Raw genomic sequence first — 20059 nt, 5'->3', positions numbered from 1 at the left:
ATGAAAGTTTCAGTATTAGCCAGTGCATTAATTGGCTCAGAAATTATAAAAATTGGCAATGAAGTTAACGAAATGAAACGCAAAGGCGCTTCAATCGCTAACTTAACCATCGGTGATTTCGATTCGAATATTTACCCGATACCAAGCGAATTGAAAGCCGGAATTGTAGATGCATACCATGCAAATCAAACTAACTATCCTCCTGCAGATGGCGTTTTACAATTACGCGAAACTGTTTCTGAATTACTGAAAGATAGATTCGGATTGGAATACAATACTAACAGTATTTTGGTTTCAGGCGGTTCCCGTCCGTTAATTTATGCAACTTATTTAGCCTTAATCGATCCGGGAGACACCGTTGTTTTTCCGGCACCCTCCTGGAATAACAATCACTATTGCCACTTAACTTCGGCTAAAACTATTGCTGTAGAAACAGATGCTGCGCATAATTTTATGCCAACAGCTGCACAATTAAAACCGCATTTAAAAGGAGCAACTTTATTGGCTTTATGTTCGCCATTAAATCCAACCGGAACCATGTTTGATGCAGATTCGCTGGCTGAAATCTGTGATGCGGTTTTAGAAGAAAATGCTTCGCGTGGCGCAGATGAAAAACCATTGTACATGATGTATGATCAGATTTATTCGCTTCTAACTTTTGGCAAAGCCCATGTAAATCCGGTTTCTTTACGTCCGGCGATGCGTGAGTTTACCGTATTTGTAGATGGCAGTTCTAAGTGTTTAGCTGCAACCGGCGTGCGTGTAGGCTGGGGTTTTGGTCCGGAAGATATTATCAACAGGATGAAAGCATTGGTTGGGCACATGGGTGCCTGGGCACCTAAGGCTGAGCAGGTGGCCATGTCAAATTACTTTAATAATAAAGTACAGGTTGATACTTTCTTAACCAGTTTTAAGAGCCAGATTCAGGATAGTTTGAATGCCCTTTATAATGGCTTTAACGAATTAAAGAATGAGGGCTTTAATGTGGAGGCTGTAGAGCCGATGGGTGCCATTTATTTAACCATTAAAATCGACTATATCGGAAAAACCACTGAAGATGGTCAGGTTTTAAAAGACAGTGCAGATGTGAATTTCTACCTGATCAAAGAAGCTGGCGCAGCTTTGGTTCCTTTTTCTGCCTTCGGAAATGCAGATAGTATGCCTTGGTTCAGGGCATCAGTAGGTGCATGTACTTTGCAGGATATTAAAGATATGTTGCCAAGGATTAAAGCGGCATTGAGTAAATTGAAATAAGATTATAAATAGATAAAAAAACCTCTTCAATTAATTTTGAAGAGGTTTTTTTAGTTTGATCGTCATTTGGGGCACATGCAACGTAATTGAGAAATCTAATATAAATCTCTCCATTTTCCATATGCTTCAGTCGAGATGACGACTTTTCTATAGACTAAGGACTTTGGACTAAAGACTCAACACTCCACGCTAATCCTCCCTGCTTCCATCATCAGCCATTCTCACCATTTTAGGCTCGAATTTAGCGATAACATCAACCAGTTCAGTTTGTGCTGCCATCACTTTATCAATGTCTTTATAGGCCATTGGTGCCTCATCTAAACCTGCGCCGATTAAGGTGACATGATGATCTTTCAAAATGGCCTTCATCTCCGATTTCGTAATCGATTGAATCGCTTTTGTTCGGCTCATTTGTCTACCTGCACCATGCGAAGCAGAATTGATGGCATTCACTTCACCTTTTCCCCTAACTAAAAATCCTGGTGCAGTCATACTTCCCGGGATGATCCCCATCACGCCTTTACCGGCAGGCGTTGCACCTTTTCGGTGAACAATTACTTCTTCGCCATCAAGCATTTCTTTCCAGGCAAAATTATGATGGTTTTCTACTTTGGCCAAAACTTTGGCACCAATGGCTTTAGTCAACCTTTTATGGATCACTTCATGACAGGCTGATGCATAATCGCCGGCTAAATTCATGGCAATCCAATATTCTTGTCCTTCGGAAGTATTTAAGTCAAGGTAAGCCAGATTTACAGCCTCCTTGGGCAATTTACAGATCTCTTTAGCCAGTTTAGTATAATGACCAGCAATTGTTGCGCCAAGGCCTCGCGAACCTGAATGCGTTAATAAAGCCACATAACGGCCTTTATCAATGTTTAAAATTTCATCTCGTTCTGCGAAGTCAATGATCCCCCATTCCACAAAGTGATTTCCACCACCCGAAGTACCCAATTGTGCCCAAGCCTTTCCATGCAGGTTTTTCAGGAAAGGAATGCTGTTGAAAGCCCCGTTCTCTAAAACCTCATGATCTGCTTTTTCATTACCTTTAAAATTTTGACCTGCACCAAATTTGGTAAAAGCAATCAGTTCTCGTTTGTACATGGCATCTTTACCGAAATAATGTTTTTCGGGAATATCAAAAATACTTAAAGCCATCCGGCAACCGATATCTACACCTACTCCATAAGGAATAATCGCATTTCTCGTAGCCAATACGCCACCGATGGGCAAACCATAACCTTGGTGGGCATCAGGCATTAATGCACCTGCAACCGTAACCGGTAATTTCATGGCAATATCCATTTGGTTTCTTGCGCCTTCTTCAATGTAATCAGCGCCGAAAATTGAATAATCTTTTGCGTGATCAATCAGTTTAATAGTTCCGTCTGATTTTGGATTGGCTTCCTCAATCAAGGCTGTTGCCAAAGTGTTCAATATTTCATCATCCAAAAAACTTTCCGGATAATCTTTTACTTTCTTAAATAAGGCCAATAATTCTTTTTCTTCAATATCCGCAAAATTTTCTTTCACGATAGCTAATGCTAAGCCTACTATTTTTCCTTCGGTATAACCTATTTCGATCAGGTTATTACCTGTGATGTTGTTGTTCATTTTTTTCTACATTAATCCCCGGCAGGCAACATTCACCTAACCGAGGGTTTTTAAATTTAGTTTATTTCACGAAAATCTGTTTCAACTGATCGACAATTTGTCCGCTGCCAGATAAGCTGATGTTATTGATTTTCTCCGCGATTTTCTCTACGTATTCCATCTCTTTCAACTTATACAACATGCTGTTGTCTTCCATTAATTTGGCAGTATTCAACAAACTTCTGGTCGAGGCCGTTTCTTCTCTGCGGGTAATGATATTGGCTTGTGCCCGTTTTTCAGCAACTAAAACCTGGTTCATAATCTCCTTCACATCACCTGGTAAAACAATGTCTTTAACACCACAGTTGGTCAATTTTACACCTAAGCTTTCAACCTTATCCAATGTGGTGGCCATTACCATTTCAGCAATTTTTTCCTTGCTTTCCATCAATTCGTCAAAAGTCATAAGGCCAATAGATTCTCTTAATGCCAATTGCATGGTGATGTACAATTGTTTTTCGAATTCCTTGTTCTCCAATAACGCCCTGATGATATCATCAACTTTATACTGAATGCTGAAGTTTACCCTCAATTGTGCTTTATCTTTGGTTAAGATTTCTTGTCCAAGAATTTCCATGTTCAATTGTCTCATATCAGTTTTTAAAACATGAATTGTAGTGGCATTTTTCCAGTACAAATAGTTTCCTGCACCCACTATTTTTTCAAATTTTCCATCGATAAATAACAATCCTTTTTCGTATGACTCTACTTTGTTGGCCCTGATGTAATTTATTAATGGTGCTTTGTCCAATAAGTTTTTATCAATTGTTTCGTCAATATTAATGTTGCTGATGTTTACCTTAATAAAGTTGTATTCTGATAAACCTTTCCAAATGGCATGTTTACCTGCGGTTAATACACTTTTAAAATTGTTATTTCTGTAAACCAAAGCCAACTCATTATCAGCTACTTCAACAATATGCACTAAGTTTACAAAGTCGTTGTTCATTAACAAAACTTCTAACTCTGCAATGGTGAAGCAATATTCCTTACCCATGTCGTATACGGTAATGTCTTCGCCAAAACCTAACCAGTAAGTTCCAGCTGTTAAAACGTTTTTTAATTTTCCTTTTTTAAACACCAATCCAACATAATTGGTGTTAATACTTACTCTTTTCATGTTTTTTGATGTTAAGATTTATAATTATTTGATTTTTTCTTTACAAAGCATTGCAAAAGCGCATTCATTTGTTTCTTGCGGAAGTAAGAAGAATTATGATGTTTTTAAGAATGAAATCAAGCTTTATTAAGTAGGTAAATCCGAGGATTTAAATAAATTTTCGGCGAGATTTGATTTTTAAATCAGCTCTTTCATCATTTTTACTTACAAAGCGAAAGACGAATTTGCTTTAAGATTGAAATTAATCCTTAAGCCAAATGCGGTTTTACAACGCTTATTCTGGTGGGCGGTTTGAAAAGTTGCCCTTCTTTTAGATGGAACCTAAATCCATTGCATTACCATTTTGCTATTCCAAGTGGTATTTGGAAGCAGGATTCGAACCTGCATTTTGATGTTGTTACGCTAACCCCTGAGCTATTCCGATTTCCCGGAAGTGGGATTCGAACCCACGACACACAACGTGTTTTAGACAATCTATCATAATTTCTATCAGAATATGCTGCGCAAAAGCGTGGATACTTTGGGGCTGTTTCGAAACCCGCAACTATGGATAGTCATTATTTAGTATTGCCATCCCTTTCAGGATATCTTATATATGATGATTAATTTCTCAAAGAACTTTATCGACTGGCGACATTACAAAGATGCCACCACTACTACGCGCTACATTTGCGCAGATAAAAATATTTAGCAGATCATTTTTAAGTGTTTGATAATTAAATAAATAAATTTTATTTATTGCGTAGAATAGCTCTTTTAATCATAAACTACGCAAATGTATTGCGTAGTAGTAAAACTCTTTCTTATATTTAGATCAGCGAAATCAACAGATTTTTAGCAGAAACCCAAATCCACTCCAAAATGGCTGTAAATAAACTGGCACTGATCCGTTACAAAACCATCGATGATTGCTTAAGAAACCGTTTCCGAAAATGGACATTAGAAGATATTATCGAAAAAGTATCAGAAACCTTATACGAATTGGAAGGTATCACATCGGGGGTAAGCAAAAGAACTATCCAGGCTGATATTCAACTGATGCGAAGTGATAAACTGGGCTATAATGCTCCAATTGTAGTGAAAGACAAACGATTTTATGCTTACGAAGATCCGGCTTTCAGCATTACCAAAGCACCGATCAATAATGCCGACGTGGATAAAATGAAGGAGATTGTTGGGGTATTGAAGCAGTTTAATGCTTTTAATTATTTCGATGAAATGAGTGATATGATTGCACGATTGGAGAATAACCTTAACAAATCAACCAAGCAAAGTGGCAATCACATCCAGTTGGAAAGCAATAAACTGGTTAAAGGATTAGACTGCATTCCGCCATTATACCAGGCGGTTTTAAATAAGCGTTCATTACTGATCGAATATAAATCTTTCAAGGCGCAGCAGGCTCAACAGGGCATTTATTATCCGTATCTGTTAAAGGAATATAGAAACAGGTGGTTTCTGATCTGTAAAGCTAAAAAACGAGCTGGAATCCTGAACCTTGCCTTAGATAGGATAATAGAATTTCAAGAACTGCCCAACGAAGAATTTGTTGCTTACAAAGGGGTAGATTTCGACCGCTATTATGAAGATTTAATTGGCGTAACCAAGAGCGAACGTGACCGTGCACAAAAAGTAATTCTCGAATTTACCAATGACCATGCACCATATGTGGTAACTAAACCCTTGCACCATTCTCAGGTTGTATTAAATAAGAATGAAAAAACTACCACCTTCAGGATTGATGTCGTATTAAACTATGAACTGGAGCGTGAAATTCTGGGTTTTGGAGAATGCGTTAAAGTGCTTGCCCCAAGAATATTGATTGCTAAAATCAAAAGAAGATTGGCGCAAACTTATCAGCGATATGAAATAGAAAAAATGCAGACGCTAAAATAATTAGCTCCTAAACCTGGCCATTGGTGCATTTACTAATGAATCATATTAACCTTTATTTCATGTTTAAACAAGGTGAAATTTTTTACCGAGTGTAGCGAATATGAAATGGGATAAGAAATGGCTGTATTGTTAAATGTTTCAAATTCTTTGTTTGCAGCTTTTATCTCTTCTGAGCCTTTAGCAATCTTGATAAAAGACTTTTCGCTTCCTCCCCTGGCATAAAAAGTAACTTTTGCTGTGCTTAAGGATTGAATTTGTGCGGGTGTTAATTCCTGTTTTAAAAGCAGGGCTTTTAGCGCATTTTTTAGGATGGCATAATCGGTATCAGCTTCGGCTAAAATTAAAGTATTATTTCCATACATCACACTATTAATATAGTATGCATTATTAGTAGTATTTATCTTTTCTACATCCGCTATGGATAATAATTCGGTTTTAGTGGGCAAGTCCATATCAAGTGAAAACTTAATATGGTTGGAGAAAAAATATGCAGCGTGTTTTTTGGTGATCCTTGTAGATGTTGTAATTCCAATTTTTTCAAATACTGATTTTACATCATCGTTGTTCGATAAATAATACTTTAATACATTATAATCCTTAAATTCATCTTCCGAATAGGCCAGACTTTCATTATCATTTTTAATCGGCAGGCTTTTGGCATAAGCAGCAATCTTTTCTGAGGAGGGAACATCTTTAAAACTGTTGTTGATCTCACCAACAAGAGAAGTAGAAGCAGTAATGGGCAACGGGGTATATTTATCTTTTAACGACACTACTTCAAGATCGTTCCCATTCTCCCTGATGGTGAAGATTGCTCCTGGAAAAACTTGTTTAACGTTAAGATCATCAACAATAAAGGAATCGAATTTCCAGGTTATTACTTCTGTCTTATCTATTTCTGTAGGATTAACAGGCTCAGGAACTGGAACCGTATCATTAGCTTTCTTACAGGAAACCACAAATAAAAGTGTAGAAACAACCAAAAAATAATTTATTTTATTTTTCATCAAGTGCATCAGTATTAGGTATAAAAACGCTCGAATCTACACAATTTTTGAGTTCAAAAATCTGTTCTTAAGTTATGATTATGTTACGGGTACATAAATAAATCTTACAGGTTCTTCTGTCATTTAAACTTCAGCCTCAGGACTGGAAACTCCCAACTAACTCTTAAACTCGCTTGTTTTGTGGAAATCGATATCCGGATAATCCTGTTTAGTTAAATTAATCATGTATTCACTATCAGCCAGATAAACAGGATTGGCTTCTTTATCAAAGCCAATGTGCTGTTGTTTACGTTTTACAAATTCATCCAGTTTCTTTTTATCAGTTGAAGTTACCCAACTTGAGCGGGTATAACTTAAGGTACGGAAACGACATTTTGCGCCATATTCATGTTCCAAACGGAAATTGATTACTTCAAACTGAAGTTCACCTACGGCACCAATTACTTTACGGTTTCCGGGCTGCATTACAAATAGCTGCGCCACACCTTCATCCGTTAACTGCTCAATACCTTTTTCCAATTGTTTGGTGCGCATCGGATCCATGTTTTCTACTTCTTTAAAGATAGATGGAGAGAAACTTGGAATGCCCTTAAACTGCAGTTTTTCGCCTTCAGTTAAGGTATCGCCAATTTTAAAGTTGCCGCTATCATATAAACCCACCACGTCACCTGGCCAGGCCTCTTCCACAATACTTTTCTCGTTAGCCATGAAATCCATCGGGTTGGAGAATTTCAGTTTTTTATCCTGACGGGTATGGTAATAGAATTTATTTCGCTCGAACTTGCCAGAACAGATCCTTAAAAAGGCAATTCTGTCGCGGTGTTTCGGATCAAGGTTGGCATGAATTTTAAATACAAATCCACTGAAATTTTTCTCTTCAACCAATACATCTCTTTCTTCGGCCTCACGTAATCTCGGACTAGGGGCGATATCAATAAAAGTATCTAAAAGCTCTTTGATCCCGAAGTTGTTGATGGCACTGCCAAAAAATACCGGTGCCACTAAGCCTTCCGTGTATAAATCTTTGTCGATTTTGCCATAAATGCCGTCAACCAGTTCTACATCATCTTTTAAGGTATTGATTTCGTTTTCCTTCAGGTAATTTAATAAGGAGGGGTCATTTAAGTCACTGGCCGCCACAACTGAATCGGTTACTTTTGTTTTATCAGAATTGAATAAATTCAAGTGTTTATTGTAAATGCTGTAAACGCCTTTAAAGGTGTGGCCCTGTCCGATAGGCCATGAAAGCGGGCATAAGCTGATGTTCAGTTTTTCCTCAATTTCATCCAGTAAATCATAAGCCTCTTTACCTTCGCGGTCCATTTTGTTAATGAAGATGATAACCGGGGTGTTCCGCATGCGGCAAACCGACATGAGCTTTTCTGTTTGTTCCTCAACACCTTTCACACAATCAACCACCAGAATAACGCTGTCTACCGCTGATAAAGTTCTGTAAGTATCTTCGGCAAAATCCTTGTGACCAGGTGTATCCAGGATGTTGATCCGTTTTCCACTATACTCAAAACCCATTACGGATGTAGCCACCGAGATACCACGTTGCTTTTCAATTTCCATAAAGTCGGAAGTATTGCTTTGGTTGGCTTTGTTCCGTTTTACCGCACCTGCAGTATTGATCGCACCACCAAAGAGCAGGAATTTTTCCGTCAAAGTGGTTTTGCCCGCATCGGGGTGACTAATAATGGCAAAGGTTTTACGTTTTTCTATTTCAGGGTTAAGCATAATAAAATGTTGGGTGTGAAGGGAGATGAAACCTGGTTAAAGGAATTTAACAGCGATAAGATTTGAGTATTGTTGTTTCATCAGGCCGCAAAGATAATAAAAAGCTTTATCATTAATTGTTAGGTTGTTGTATTGTTTTATTGTTGAGGTGGATAGATTTAGAAAATGATTTAGAAAAGTAAGGACAGTGGTTCTTTTGTTATTGAAGCCCTGCCATACACTATAGCTCCGATAGAAAACCTGTGAAACAAGCAAGCACACCAAAATATAGCATAAACCGGTGCTTAAATCGGAGGCTGCCGTTTCTGTCAGGTTTAGATTGCTTATGCAGTAATTCTATTGAGGTTTTTATTCTGCGAATGATGATATTATCGATTAAATAAACATTAGACCAAAAATATCCGCCTAAAATTAAATTTTCTCATCAATCATTTCTTTAGTTTTGTACTAAAATGTTTAGCTTTATTCGTCCCTCCGTTTATTACCAATTAAAATTTTACTGCTAATGCCCACTCTGGAAGAAACATCTATGCCCGCTGAGATCGCGGCTAAATTTGTGAATTATACCGCTAAGCACGTTTTCTTAACCGGGAAAGCTGGTACAGGTAAAACTACCTTTTTAAGAAAACTCATTCAGCTTACGCACAAAAAAGCAATGATTTGTGCGCCAACGGGTATTGCTGCCATTAATGCCGCCGGTGTAACCATTCATTCTCTTTTTCAGCTGCCGTTTGGTGCGTTTTTTCCGGATGCGGCGGCAGGTATTATCAGTCAGAATATCACTTTTAATTTTAATACACCCAAAACCATTGTGAAGCATTTAAATATGCAGGGCAATAAGCGGCGGATGATTCAGGAATTAGAATTACTGGTCATTGATGAAGTCAGTATGTTGCGCGCCGATATGCTGGATGCAATTGATTTTTCTCTTCGATATATCCGCAGAAACAGAAATATACCTTTCGGAGGTGTTCAGCTACTTTTTATTGGTGATTTGCACCAGTTGCCACCAGTGGTGAAAAATGATGAATGGCGGGTGATGGCCGGCTTTTATAAGAGCATTTATTTTTTTGATGCACTGGCTTTGCAGGAAAATCCACCGGTTTACATCGAGCTGGATAAAATCTACCGTCAGAATGATAGCGTATTTATTAATTTACTGAACAACTTACGAAATAATCAGATTACTGCTGAAGATACGGCTTTGCTGAAGCAACATTTCAGACAGGATTTTAAACCGGATACTGATGAAAATTATATTACGCTAACCACGCATAATAATAAGGCAGATACAATTAACAGAGAAAGGTTAACGCAGTTAAAAACGAAATCCTATTTCTTTGATGCCAAAATTACCGGTGATTTTAATGAACATGCCTATCCCAATGATAAACGCCTGGAACTTAAAGTAGGGGCACAAATCATGTTCATTAAAAATGATATGACGGCCGAGAAGCGATATTACAATGGTAAAATAGGTGTGGTTCATCATATTGAAAAGGATGTGGTAGAAATTGAATTGCCGGAAGACAAGGTGGTGATTCAGATTTCGCCTTATACCTGGGAAAATGTCAAGTATAAACTGAATGAAGCGACCAATGAAATCGATGAAAATGTTGCTGGCTCATTTGTACAATATCCGATTAAACTGGCCTGGGCCATTACGGTACATAAAAGTCAGGGTTTAACCTTTGATAAAGCCATCATCGATATTGGAGATGCTTTTGCACCCGGACAGGCTTATGTTGCCCTTTCGCGTTTACGTTCATTAAAAGGCTTGGTATTAACTTCTCACCTGCGTGAAACCGGTCTGCAGCAGGATCAGAATATTCATTATTTTTCTAAAACGAAACAACCAAATGAAGTGCTGAATCAGCGGATCAGTTTGGAGAGCTATGATTTTATCAGAACTTATTTATTGTCGGCTTTTGACCTGAACCTGGTGAGGTATTACCTGAAGGAACATGTTCAGACTTTCGATAAAAGTGAGGCCAAATCCACCAAGCAGCGTTATGATGAGTGGACGATGAATCTCTACCGTGATTTTCAGAAAATAGCAGCAACGGCTGATACCTTTATCAATCAACTGAAAAACCTGTTCGCTCAACAAACTGAACACACTTTATTTAATGTTTCAAAAAGGGTAGGGGCTGCATTAAAATATTTCAATCCGCTAATTAAGGGTGTCTCAGATCAGTTATTAGCTCATATTGAGGCGGTAAAAGAAGAAAAACAGATTAAAACTTATCTGACAGAGTTGCTGGAACTGGAGATACTGGTGTATGAACAGCTGAAGAAAATGCATAAAAGCAAGGCCTTACTGCAGGCAATTATCGATGGTAAGGAGTTTAGCAAGGCAGATACAGATGCGCTATTAAATGCTTCAGAAAGAAACCGGCAGCTGCAAAAGGCCATTCAGTTGAAGGGTGAAACACTGAAGGTAAAGTCTGCAGTGGAGAAAAAGAAAAAGGAGCCTAAAATTGATACCAAGCTGGTAAGCTTTGAGCTTTATGAACAGGGTAAAAGTTTAGGAGAGATTGCAAAAGAAAGGGGTTTTTCTATTGGTACGATTGAAGGGCATCTGGCATATTATGTTTCTACCCGGCAACTGGATGTGAGTAAGCTGGTAAAGCCTAACAAAATTAAGAATATTACGGATGCGGTAGAAAGCCAGAAAACAAAATCGATGGCTACAATAAGGGAGTTTTTGGGTAAAGATTATTCTTTCGGGGAGATTAAGTTGGTGCTGGCATCATTGTTCCCATCAGAGGAATAGATCGATGTTTTTACCACAGAGCGAACAGAGTGAGGCACAGAGAACACAAAGGATTATGAAAGAGGATTTATTAATTAGGACCATTATTGGATTGGCTATAGATATTCACACAGCTCTTGGCCCTGGATTGCTTGAGAGTGCTTACAAGGAATGTCTGTTTTATAAAATTGATAAAGCAGGTTTTCAGGTTGAAAAAGAAAAAATAATGCCTTTGTTCTTTGAAGAGGTAAGTTTGGATTGTGGCTATCGAATTGATCTCTTGGTAGAGAATAAGTTAGTTTTAGAATTGAAAAGTGTTGAAGGCTTAAATGATATTCATTTAGCACAAACCTTAACTTATATGAAATTAGGTGGTTATAGGTTTGGATTGCTGATTAATTTTAATGTTTTAAGATTGAAAGATGGGATCAAAAGAGTTGTTAATGGTTACTAAAACATCTCCGTTTTCTCTGTGTAAACTTAGTGCACTCTGTGGTTATACACTACAAGAAGATTCTGTTTCCTCTGTGTAAAACTTTGTGTCCTTTGTGGTTAAACCTTAAAATTATTTATCTTAGCATCCGTGGAAAAGGTTAAAGTTTTAGCGCAGTACATGCCCGAGCCTGCGGCACCGCTAATTGCCAAGTGGATTGATTATTTTCAGTGCGAATTTAAAATCTCTAAAACCCGTTCTACAAAACTGGGCGATTACCGCCATCCTTATCAGGGCAAGGGCCACAGAATTTCGGTAAACTTTAACCTCAATCATTACGCCTTTCTGGTAACTACTGTCCATGAATTTGCGCACTTACTCACCTGGAATGATTTCAAGAACAAAGTAAAACCTCATGGTGCAGAGTGGAAAAAAAACTTCCAGCGGATGATGGTTCCGTTTTTCGATATGCACATCTTTCCGGCAGATATTCATCAGGCCATAAACAATTATATGTCCAATCCGGCTGCATCAAGTTGCTCTGACCTGCATTTATCACGTGTTTTAAAAAAGTATGATCGCAATCAAACGGAGACTTTACATTTAGAACAAATTCCGCTTAACGCTAACTTTAAAATTAAAGATGGCCGGCGTTTTACCAAAGGAGAACGAATCAGAAAGCGCTACCGCTGTATTTGTCTGGATGATAAACGTTTGTATCTGTTTAATCCCTTAGCGGAGGTTTTTGTGGTAGAATAATTTTTTCGCGATCGCCGCCCTGCGAACTGTTCCGGCATCTTTATCAACAAAAAAGACTCTGAAATAAATTCAGGGTGTCGAACGCCTTACACAAACTCAAACTTATCCCCATCAAATAAACCTTTATCGCTCAGCTTTAAATGTGGAATCACTAAGAGTGCCATAAAAGAAAGTGTCATGAAAGGAGCGACCAAAGTCGAACCCAATTTCTTGGCAAACTGATCAATTGAGGTATAACGCTCAGCCACCTGATAGCCGTTTTGGTTACTCATCAAACCCGCTACCGGTAAAGGCAGAACTTCTTCTTTTCCATCTCCTAATGCAACTACACCACCAGTTTCTTTAATAACCAGATTAACTGCATCACAAATGCTTTTGTCATCTACACCAACAGCAATGATGTTATGACTGTCATGCGCTACGCTGGATGCAATAGCGCCTTTTATGAGGCCAAAATTTTTCACAAAGGAAACAGCAATGGGGGCGTTATGATAACGATTCACCACCACTATTTTTAATACATCATTCTTCAAATCGCTGACGATGTTTCCATTTAAAACCTGAGGTTTGGAGTAAAGCCTGTTGGTAATTAACTGCCCGTCTAAAGCTTCAATCACCGGGATTTCCTGCTGGTCTGTAAACGGATAAGCAAAATCTTCTTCTTTTTTGAAACTGCAGCTGAAATGGTTTACTGATTCCTGATCAGGCAGGTGCTTCACCCAGTCACCAGCTGTTTTTCCATTTTCAGCAAGCAATATGCCGTCGATGTAGGTTTGTTTAACCTGAAAGTTTTTCAGATCTTCGATCACGATAAAATCTGCCGGATCATTAAGCTTTAGGGTACCAACATCCAGTTTATAATGAAGAACCGGATTAATACACGCAGCCTGAAGAACATTAAAAATATCAATTCCTTTATCTATTGCCCTTGCACAAAGTGCATTAATATGATTGTCGACCAGACTATCAGGATGTTTGTCGTCACTGCAAAACATCATCATGTCGGGCCATTCATTTAATAAACCGATCAGGGCATCGAAATTTTTAGCGGCACTTCCCTCGCGGATGAGGATTTTCATCCCACGCTGTAATTTATCCAATGCTTCTTCAGCAGTGAAACATTCATGATCTGTAGAAATACCGGCATCAATATACTGTTGAACGGTATCACCACGTAAACCTGGGGCATGCCCGTCTACAGGTTTGCCCAATTTATGTGCAGAAGCAATTTTCTGTAAAACCTCTTCATCTTTAAAAAGCACACCCGGAAAATTCATCATTTCACTCAGGTATTTGATCTCCGGCCGTTCTAAAAGCTTGCTAACATCATCATGATTGAGTTCAGCTCCTGCTGTTTCAAAAATGGTAGCCGGCACGCAGCTGGGTGCACCAAAATTGAACTTAAAAGGTACGGTATTCCCGTTTTCAATCATAAACTCAACACCTTTCATGCCGCAAACATTGGCAATTTCGTGTGGATCACTAATGGTAGAAACTGTTCCGTGCACAACCGCTAACCTGGCAAATTCACTCGGAATTAACATGCTGCTTTCAATATGTACATGGCTGTCGATGAATCCTGGCAAAATAAAATGAGCATCTTCTTTTGCCTCGGAAATCGCGTTTATATACTTTATTTTTCCATCCTCAACTTCCACTTCGCCAAAGAAAATATTTCGGTTTGTGATATCAACTATGTTTCCTTTGACTTTAAAATTGTTCATTTGTGCTTTTTATGAATTGGCCACAGAAATACAGATTGGGATGGAATGAAAACTAATATCTTCCGTAATTTCTGTATTTCCGTGGCAAAAATTATTTAATATTTTAATAACTTATCTATCGTTTGCGCTAATCTCGCTTTTGCTAAAAAATCTTCCTCCAATATTTTACTCATCGGAATTGCGGTGTCTAAACTGGCGCATCGCATAACCGGAGCATCCAAATCAGTAAAACAATGTTCTCCGATCCAGGCTGAAATTTCAGCACCAAATCCATTGGTTAACGTGTCCTCATGCAAAATTAAAACTCTTCCCGTTGTTCTTACTGCTTTGGCAACAGTTTCCTTATCCCAGGGTTGCAATGTTCTTAAATCAATTAAGGTTGCATCGCTATCCGGATTGTTTTTTAGGTAATCTAAAGCCCAATGAACGCCCAAACCATAAGTTATGATGGTGAACTTTTCGCCTTTTTTTAAAGTAACGGCCTTTCCAATGGCAGTAGTGTAATAACCATCGGGAACAGGAGCGGTTAAGCTTCTGTATAAATACTTATGCTCAAAATAGAGCACAGGATTTGGGTCTTCAATGGCAGCCAGTAATAATCCTTTTGCATCAGCCGGAAAAGCGGGGTAAACAATTTTCAATCCCGGGGTTTTGGTGAACCAGGCTTCATTGCTTTGTGAGTGAAATGGTCCGGCACCCGTTCCAGCCCCTGTAGGCATACGTATGACTACATCGGCCTTTTCACCCCACCGATAATGTGTTTTCGCTAAATTGTTTACAATCTGATTAAATCCAACGGTTACAAAATCTGCAAATTGCATTTCTACCACAGCCTTGTAGCCATTGATGGATAAACCCAAGCCCGCACCAACAATGGCAGATTCGCAAATCGGTGTGTTCCTTACCCTTTCTTTACCATATTTAGCGGTAAAGCCATCTGTAATTTTAAAGGCTCCTCCATAATCTGCAATGTCTTGTCCCATTAAAACCAAATTGGGGTATTTCTGCATGGCCAAGTCCAGTCCTTCGCTTATGGCATCCAGATATCGCTTTTCGGTTGATGAGTGTTCCGGTTCTGTAACCTGTTGAGCGAAGGGAAAATACATATCAGCTTCTTCATGATGGGTATCTGCCACTGGTTCCGGTTCATTAAAGGCTTCTTCCACTTCCAGTTCAATGTCCCGTTTATTTTTAATTTTGAGATCAATGATTGAGTCGGATGTTAAAATACCTTGCTCAATTAAATAAGCTTCATAATTGCTGAGCGGATCTTTCTTTTCCCATTCCTCAAATAATTCCTGAGGAACGTATTTAGTACCTGATGCTTCTTCATGTCCACGCATCCGGAAAGTAAGGCATTCCACTAAAACTGGTCTTGGATCCTTCCGGATTTCCATAGCCAGCTGGTTGATGGTATTATAAACCTCCAGAATATTGTTTCCGTCTATCTGAATACCTTCTACGCCATAACCGATAGCTTTATCCACCAGGTTTTTACATCTAAACTGTTCTGATTTTGGAGTGGAAAGGCCATATCCGTTATTCTCAATGAGGAAAATAACCGGAAGATTCCAAACAGCGGCAACATTTACAGCTTCGTGGAAATCGCCTTCACTGGTTGCACCTTCTCCGGTATAAACCAGTGTAGCATTAGGCCGCTGGCGTAATACATCAGCCAATGCTATACCATCAGCCAAGGCCATTTGCGGGCCGAGATGGGATATCATTCCAATAATTTTATAATCTTGTGTGCCAAAATGGAAAGAGCGGTCGCGGCCCTTAGTAAAGCCGGTGATTTTGCCCTGCCACTGTGCCACCAATTTTTTTAATGGAATACCACGCGAGGTGAAAACACCCAGGTTGCGGTGCATGGGTAAAATATATTCATCATTATGCATCGCCAAAGTGCTGCCTACTGCGATGGCTTCCTGACCAATACCCGAAAACCATTTTCCAATTCTGCCCTGGCGCAATAATTTTAGCATTTTCTCTTCTACCAAACGAGGATAAAGCAGCTTTTTATATAAATTCAGTAAGAATTTGTCGTCTTTATCTCCTCTTAGAAATTGCATATCTGGTTATTTTGACTAATGACTCTGGACTCAAGACTCCTTACTTTTCTTCAACTCCTCCCATTGTTTTGCGAAAGATTTATCGGCAACCTTTGGCATTTCACGATATTTGCCCCAACTCTTTTTAAAGAAAGATTTAAGCATAAAATTTTTAAACTTTCCGCCGAAGAAATCCATCCATTTACGTTTCTGCATCATCCGGTTAAACATTCCCCAGCCCATTTCTTCCACCTTAGCGTTTTCATGTGCTGTTGCAGCATCTCTGCGGTTCAGCAAAAGCATCTTGTGGATGTCAATTTTAACCGGACAAACTTCTGAACATTTTCCGCACAAACTTGAGGCATAACTTAAGTGTTTAAACTCTTCCATGCCTTTAAGGTGCGGCGTAATAACAGCGCCAATTGGTCCGCTATAGGTAGTGTTATAGGTATGACCACCGATGTTTTTATAAACCGGACAGGCATTTAAACATGCGCCGCAACGGATGCAGTATAGGCCCTGGCGCTGGTCTTTTTGAGCAAGTAAATTTGTACGGCCGTTATCTAAAAGGATAACGTACATTTCTTCAGGGCCATCGGTTTCATTTGGCTGACGCGGGCCACTTAAAATGGTATTGTAAACCGTTAAGTTTTGTCCGGTTCCGTGTGAAGCCAGCAGCGGCCAGAATAAATCTAAATCTGCCATGGAAGGGATTACCTTTTCAATACCCACAATAGCAATATGTATTTTTGGGAAAGTGGTACTTAAACGGGCATTCCCTTCATTTTCAGTAAGTGCAATACTGCCGGTATCAGCAATCAGGAAGTTCCCACCACTGATGCCGATATCTGCTTTTAAATATTTATCGCGAAGCAATTCACGTGCTTTTTGAACGAGCTGTGGTGGCGTGGCATCTATAGGCGTACCGAATTTATCATGAAACAATTTGGCGATGTCGGTTGCACTCAGGTGCATGGCTGGCGTAACAATATGATAAGGTGCTTGTCCCAGCAATTGCACAATGTATTCACCTAAATCGCTTTCTAAAGATTCGATTTGGTTACTTTCCAGGAAATCATTCAGGTGAATTTCCTCGGTAGTCATCGATTTTGATTTGATTACCGTTTTGCCATTATTGCGTTGGATGATGTTCAGTATCTCCCGCTGGGCTTCTTCGGCATCATTTGCCCAGATGACTTTGCCTCCTCGACGTTGAAAATTTGATTCAAACTCAGGCAGGAATTTATCCAGATTCTCCATCACACGCCATTTGATCACGTGAGCTTTCTTTTTAGATGCCTCGAGGTTTTCGAATTTTGATAATCCACGTTCTACTGCCGTATTGTATTTGCCAATATTATAATTTATGGTTTTACGATGCGGTAAATCGAAAGCTTTTTCATCAGATTTTTCTAAAAATTCCTCGGCTGTCTTCATCATAAACCAAAGATATGAATTTCTATTGCCGCCAAAAGTAATGTGCATAAAAAAGCCTCCCGAATATCAGGAGGCTTAATTTTATGACTTTATTATTTCTTAGGATTTCCTTTTCCATCTAAATCAACGGCTGGTCTTTTCGCACCATTAGCCAATTCCCAGGCAGTGTAGTAAGTTAATTTTGCCCTTTTTGTCAATAGAGTGAAGTTAATCTTGCTAACTTCATCCCCCGGCCTGTGATAATCCTGTTCCAGCATTCCGTCATAATAGAAAATAATTGGAATACCCAGTTTAGCAAAGTTATAATGATCTGAACGGTAATAAATGCGCTGGGTATCCTGAGGATCATCATATTTATAATCCAGTTTCATTTTAGTATAAGTTGCATTTACCTGTTCACTTAACTTGCCTAAATCAGAACTCAACATTTTTGAACCTACAGAATAAATATAATTGGCAGAATCAGGTTTTCCAAGATACTCCTCACCGATACGGCCAATCATATCTGTATTTAAATCTGCAATGGTATTCTCTACCGGAAAAACAGGATGTTGCGAGTACCAATCAGAACCCCACAAACCTTTTTCTTCTCCTACTACGGTCATAAATAAAATGCTCCGTTTCGGGCCTTTACCTGCTTTTTTTGCATCAGTAAATGCTTTAGCCATTAAAAGAACACCAGTGGTGCCTGATCCGTCATCATCTGCGCCGTTATTAATTTTGTCTGGCCCTTCTACTTCAGGTGTAATTCCAATATGATCGTAATGACCGGTTAATACCAGCACTTCTTTTTTAAGTTTAGGATCAGAACCTTCTAAATAACCCAATACGTTTTCTCCACGAACAGCCATTCCTTTTTTCATTGCACTTGCAGAAAGGGCAACATTGATGGTTTGAGATGCTGGTTTTGTTGTTTCAGCTGTCTTTTTCTGAAAAGCATCAACAGAAGTATTTGCCGCTTTTAAAATTTCATTTGCAGTAGCTGTAGAAATGCTGATGATAGTAAAAGGGTTTTGTTTTTTCATGCGCTCTACCACTTCTTCTGTTCTCATTATCACTTGGCCCGCTTCATAGGCTGCTTTGCGTTCCGGAGAGATCTGATCAACAGCAGGGTCAATTACAATTACTGCTTTTGCCTTATTTTGGGCCAGGTAATTTAATTTTTTTTGCCTCGCCATCATGGCCGCGCGTCTGTCTGTTTTATCCGTAGCTTTCAAAGTTGGGTCTCCCGATCCAAAAATCATCACGACTTTGCCTTCAATGTTAAGGCCATCATATTCGTTAAAACCATCTTTAGAAATTCCATAACCTGCAAAAACAACTTCATCTGCACTGAAAGTGAAGCCATTTAAACCTACGGCATTACTGGTAATCAGATAATCTTTGTATGCTTGTTTTGGCTGTCCGTTGATGGTGAACATACTTTCACTAACCACATAACTGGCAAGGTCAATTTTCTGGAAGTAACTGCCGTCAACCGGTCCTTTTAATCCAATTGATTTAAAATAATCGCGAATGTAATCTGCAGCCATCCAGGCACCTTTTTTTCCGGTTTCCCGTCCTTCATATGCATCAGAAGCTAGAACAGAAAGGTGTTTGAATGCCGTTTCAGGATTAATAGCCTTGCTGAATCTGATGGCATCTTTGTTTGGCACCAGTGGTTTAACTTGTGCAAAGCAGGAAACACTAAGTAGTGAGGCTAGCCCAAGGGTTAAAAATCTTTTATTCATTATGGGTAATGGTTAGTTGAGTGAATAGGGTTAACATGAAATTTTTTCAATTCTGTTTTGATGACGGCCGCCTTCAAATGCAGTATTTAAAAAAGTGTTGGTGATTTCTTTGGCCTGTGCTATTGAAACAAATCTGGCTGGGATACATAAGATGTTGGCATTGTTATGCTTTCGAACCAAAGCGGCCACTTCATTCTCCCAGCATAAGCCGGCCCTGATTCCGTTATGTTTATTCGCAGTAATGGCCACACCATTTGCAGAACCGCAAAGCAGTATACCATAAGTAAATTCGCCTTTTTCTACCGAGGAGGCCAGGGGGTGTGCAAAGTCAGGATAATCAACTGAAACAGCAGAATGTGGTCCAAAATCTTTTACTTCATAATCTTTTAGAAAATCCTTAAGTATTTCCTTGTATTCAAAGCCTGCATGATCGCCTCCAATGGCGATTTTAATTTTAGTCTCAGACATGTTCAAATTTATACAGAATTATAAAATCTGTT

The 20059-nt window shown here is 39.0% G+C and carries 14 protein-coding genes; 5 read left to right on the top strand and 9 right to left on the bottom strand.

Annotation, left to right across the window (positions count from 1 at the left end; translation table 11 throughout):
- Entirely contained in the window at positions 1-1254 is a 1254-nt protein-coding gene (locus OQX64_RS21300; protein ID WP_265820272.1) for a pyridoxal phosphate-dependent aminotransferase, read from the top strand.
- A 189-nt stretch (positions 1255-1443) separates the two neighbouring features.
- On the opposite strand, the gene OQX64_RS21295 is transcribed toward OQX64_RS21300, so the two are convergent.
- Together OQX64_RS21295 and OQX64_RS21290 are read right to left on the bottom strand one after the other, a co-directional pair.
- Positions 1444-2868 (bottom strand): RtcB family protein, encoded by a 1425-nt coding sequence (locus tag OQX64_RS21295; protein ID WP_265820271.1) that lies wholly within the window; start codon positions 2866-2868, stop codon positions 1444-1446.
- Between the two features lie 61 nt (positions 2869-2929).
- Positions 2930-4027 carry a slipin family protein gene (locus OQX64_RS21290; protein WP_265820270.1) on the bottom strand — a complete coding sequence of 366 codons (1098 nt, stop codon included), beginning with the start codon at positions 4025-4027 and terminating at the stop codon, positions 2930-2932.
- Between the two features lie 861 nt (positions 4028-4888).
- Between OQX64_RS21290 and OQX64_RS21285 the strand changes: the two genes are divergently transcribed.
- The gene (locus OQX64_RS21285; RefSeq protein WP_265820269.1) at positions 4889-5923 is read left to right on the top strand and encodes a helix-turn-helix transcriptional regulator; all 1035 of its coding nucleotides are present in this window, start codon (positions 4889-4891) and stop codon (positions 5921-5923) included.
- 32 nt (positions 5924-5955) lie between these two features.
- On the opposite strand, the gene OQX64_RS21280 is transcribed toward OQX64_RS21285, so the two are convergent.
- On the bottom strand, positions 5956-6930 hold the full coding sequence (locus OQX64_RS21280) for a thiol-activated cytolysin family protein (RefSeq protein ID WP_265820268.1): 975 nt from the start codon (positions 6928-6930) through the stop codon (positions 5956-5958).
- A gap of 156 nt (positions 6931-7086) precedes the next feature.
- Positions 7087-8670 carry a peptide chain release factor 3 gene (locus OQX64_RS21275; protein WP_088302554.1) on the bottom strand — a complete coding sequence of 528 codons (1584 nt, stop codon included), beginning with the start codon at positions 8668-8670 and terminating at the stop codon, positions 7087-7089.
- Positions 8671-9175: 505 nt separating this feature from the next.
- Here OQX64_RS21275 and OQX64_RS22410 point away from each other — a divergent pair.
- The 3 genes from OQX64_RS22410 to OQX64_RS21250 all read left to right on the top strand — a co-directional run bounded on the left by OQX64_RS22410 (position 9176) and on the right by OQX64_RS21250 (position 12617).
- Complete coding sequence (locus OQX64_RS22410) at positions 9176-11446, top strand: helix-turn-helix domain-containing protein (RefSeq protein ID WP_216359260.1); 2271 nt, start codon at positions 9176-9178, stop codon at positions 11444-11446.
- Positions 11447-11501: 55 nt separating this feature from the next.
- Positions 11502-11879, top strand: a complete 378-nt coding sequence (locus OQX64_RS21255; RefSeq protein WP_265820267.1) for a GxxExxY protein — start codon at positions 11502-11504, stop codon at positions 11877-11879.
- Positions 11880-12008: 129 nt separating this feature from the next.
- The gene (locus tag OQX64_RS21250; protein ID WP_265820266.1) at positions 12009-12617 is read left to right on the top strand and encodes a SprT-like domain-containing protein; all 609 of its coding nucleotides are present in this window, start codon (positions 12009-12011) and stop codon (positions 12615-12617) included.
- A gap of 86 nt (positions 12618-12703) precedes the next feature.
- Here the strand turns inward: OQX64_RS21250 and ade are convergent, their stop codons facing one another.
- From ade to rpiB, 5 genes are all read right to left on the bottom strand, one after another.
- Positions 12704-14341: an adenine deaminase gene (ade, locus tag OQX64_RS21245; protein ID WP_265820265.1), complete on the bottom strand. Its 1638-nt coding sequence runs from the start codon at positions 14339-14341 to the stop codon at positions 12704-12706.
- 95 nt (positions 14342-14436) lie between these two features.
- A complete protein-coding gene (locus tag OQX64_RS21240; RefSeq protein ID WP_265820264.1) occupies positions 14437-16413 on the bottom strand; it encodes an alpha-ketoacid dehydrogenase subunit alpha/beta in 1977 nt (658 codons plus the stop codon).
- 30 nt (positions 16414-16443) lie between these two features.
- Positions 16444-17832, bottom strand: a complete 1389-nt coding sequence (locus tag OQX64_RS21235) for a LutB/LldF family L-lactate oxidation iron-sulfur protein (RefSeq protein ID WP_265820263.1) — start codon at positions 17830-17832, stop codon at positions 16444-16446.
- Between the two features lie 89 nt (positions 17833-17921).
- Positions 17922-19559, bottom strand: a complete 1638-nt coding sequence (locus OQX64_RS21230) for a M28 family peptidase (RefSeq protein WP_088302558.1) — start codon at positions 19557-19559, stop codon at positions 17922-17924.
- A 30-nt stretch (positions 19560-19589) separates the two neighbouring features.
- On the bottom strand, positions 19590-20027 hold the full coding sequence (rpiB, locus tag OQX64_RS21225) for a ribose 5-phosphate isomerase B (protein ID WP_088302559.1): 438 nt from the start codon (positions 20025-20027) through the stop codon (positions 19590-19592).
- Positions 20028-20059 lie beyond the last annotated feature (32 nt).

Origin of the sequence: Pedobacter sp. GR22-10 (assembly GCF_026239715.1) — a bacterium.
GTDB lineage: Bacteria > Bacteroidota > Bacteroidia > Sphingobacteriales > Sphingobacteriaceae > Pedobacter.
Note: the sequence above shows the minus strand (reverse complement) of the source record. Positions and strands in the feature narration are given on the sequence as shown.

Bases quoted from the DNA above. Each gene is read 5' to 3' on its own strand.
- OQX64_RS21300 (WP_265820272.1), top strand. From the start codon at position 1: ATGAAAGTTTCAGTATTAGCCAGTGCATTAATTGGCTCAGAAATTATA.
- ade (WP_265820265.1), bottom strand. From the start codon at position 14,341: ATGAACAATTTTAAAGTCAAAGGAAACATAGTTGATATCACAAACCGA.
- OQX64_RS21285 (WP_265820269.1), top strand. From the start codon at position 4,889: ATGGCTGTAAATAAACTGGCACTGATCCGTTACAAAACCATCGATGAT.
- OQX64_RS21275 (WP_088302554.1), bottom strand. From the start codon at position 8,670: ATGCTTAACCCTGAAATAGAAAAACGTAAAACCTTTGCCATTATTAGT.
- OQX64_RS21235 (WP_265820263.1), bottom strand. From the start codon at position 17,832: ATGATGAAGACAGCCGAGGAATTTTTAGAAAAATCTGATGAAAAAGCT.
- rpiB (WP_088302559.1), bottom strand. From the start codon at position 20,027: ATGTCTGAGACTAAAATTAAAATCGCCATTGGAGGCGATCATGCAGGC.
- OQX64_RS21295 (WP_265820271.1), bottom strand. From the start codon at position 2,868: ATGAACAACAACATCACAGGTAATAACCTGATCGAAATAGGTTATACC.
- OQX64_RS21290 (WP_265820270.1), bottom strand. From the start codon at position 4,027: ATGAAAAGAGTAAGTATTAACACCAATTATGTTGGATTGGTGTTTAAA.
- OQX64_RS21280 (WP_265820268.1), bottom strand. From the start codon at position 6,930: ATGAAAAATAAAATAAATTATTTTTTGGTTGTTTCTACACTTTTATTT.
- OQX64_RS21240 (WP_265820264.1), bottom strand. From the start codon at position 16,413: ATGCAATTTCTAAGAGGAGATAAAGACGACAAATTCTTACTGAATTTA.
- OQX64_RS22410 (WP_216359260.1), top strand. From the start codon at position 9,176: ATGCCCACTCTGGAAGAAACATCTATGCCCGCTGAGATCGCGGCTAAA.
- OQX64_RS21255 (WP_265820267.1), top strand. From the start codon at position 11,502: ATGAAAGAGGATTTATTAATTAGGACCATTATTGGATTGGCTATAGAT.
- OQX64_RS21230 (WP_088302558.1), bottom strand. From the start codon at position 19,559: ATGAATAAAAGATTTTTAACCCTTGGGCTAGCCTCACTACTTAGTGTT.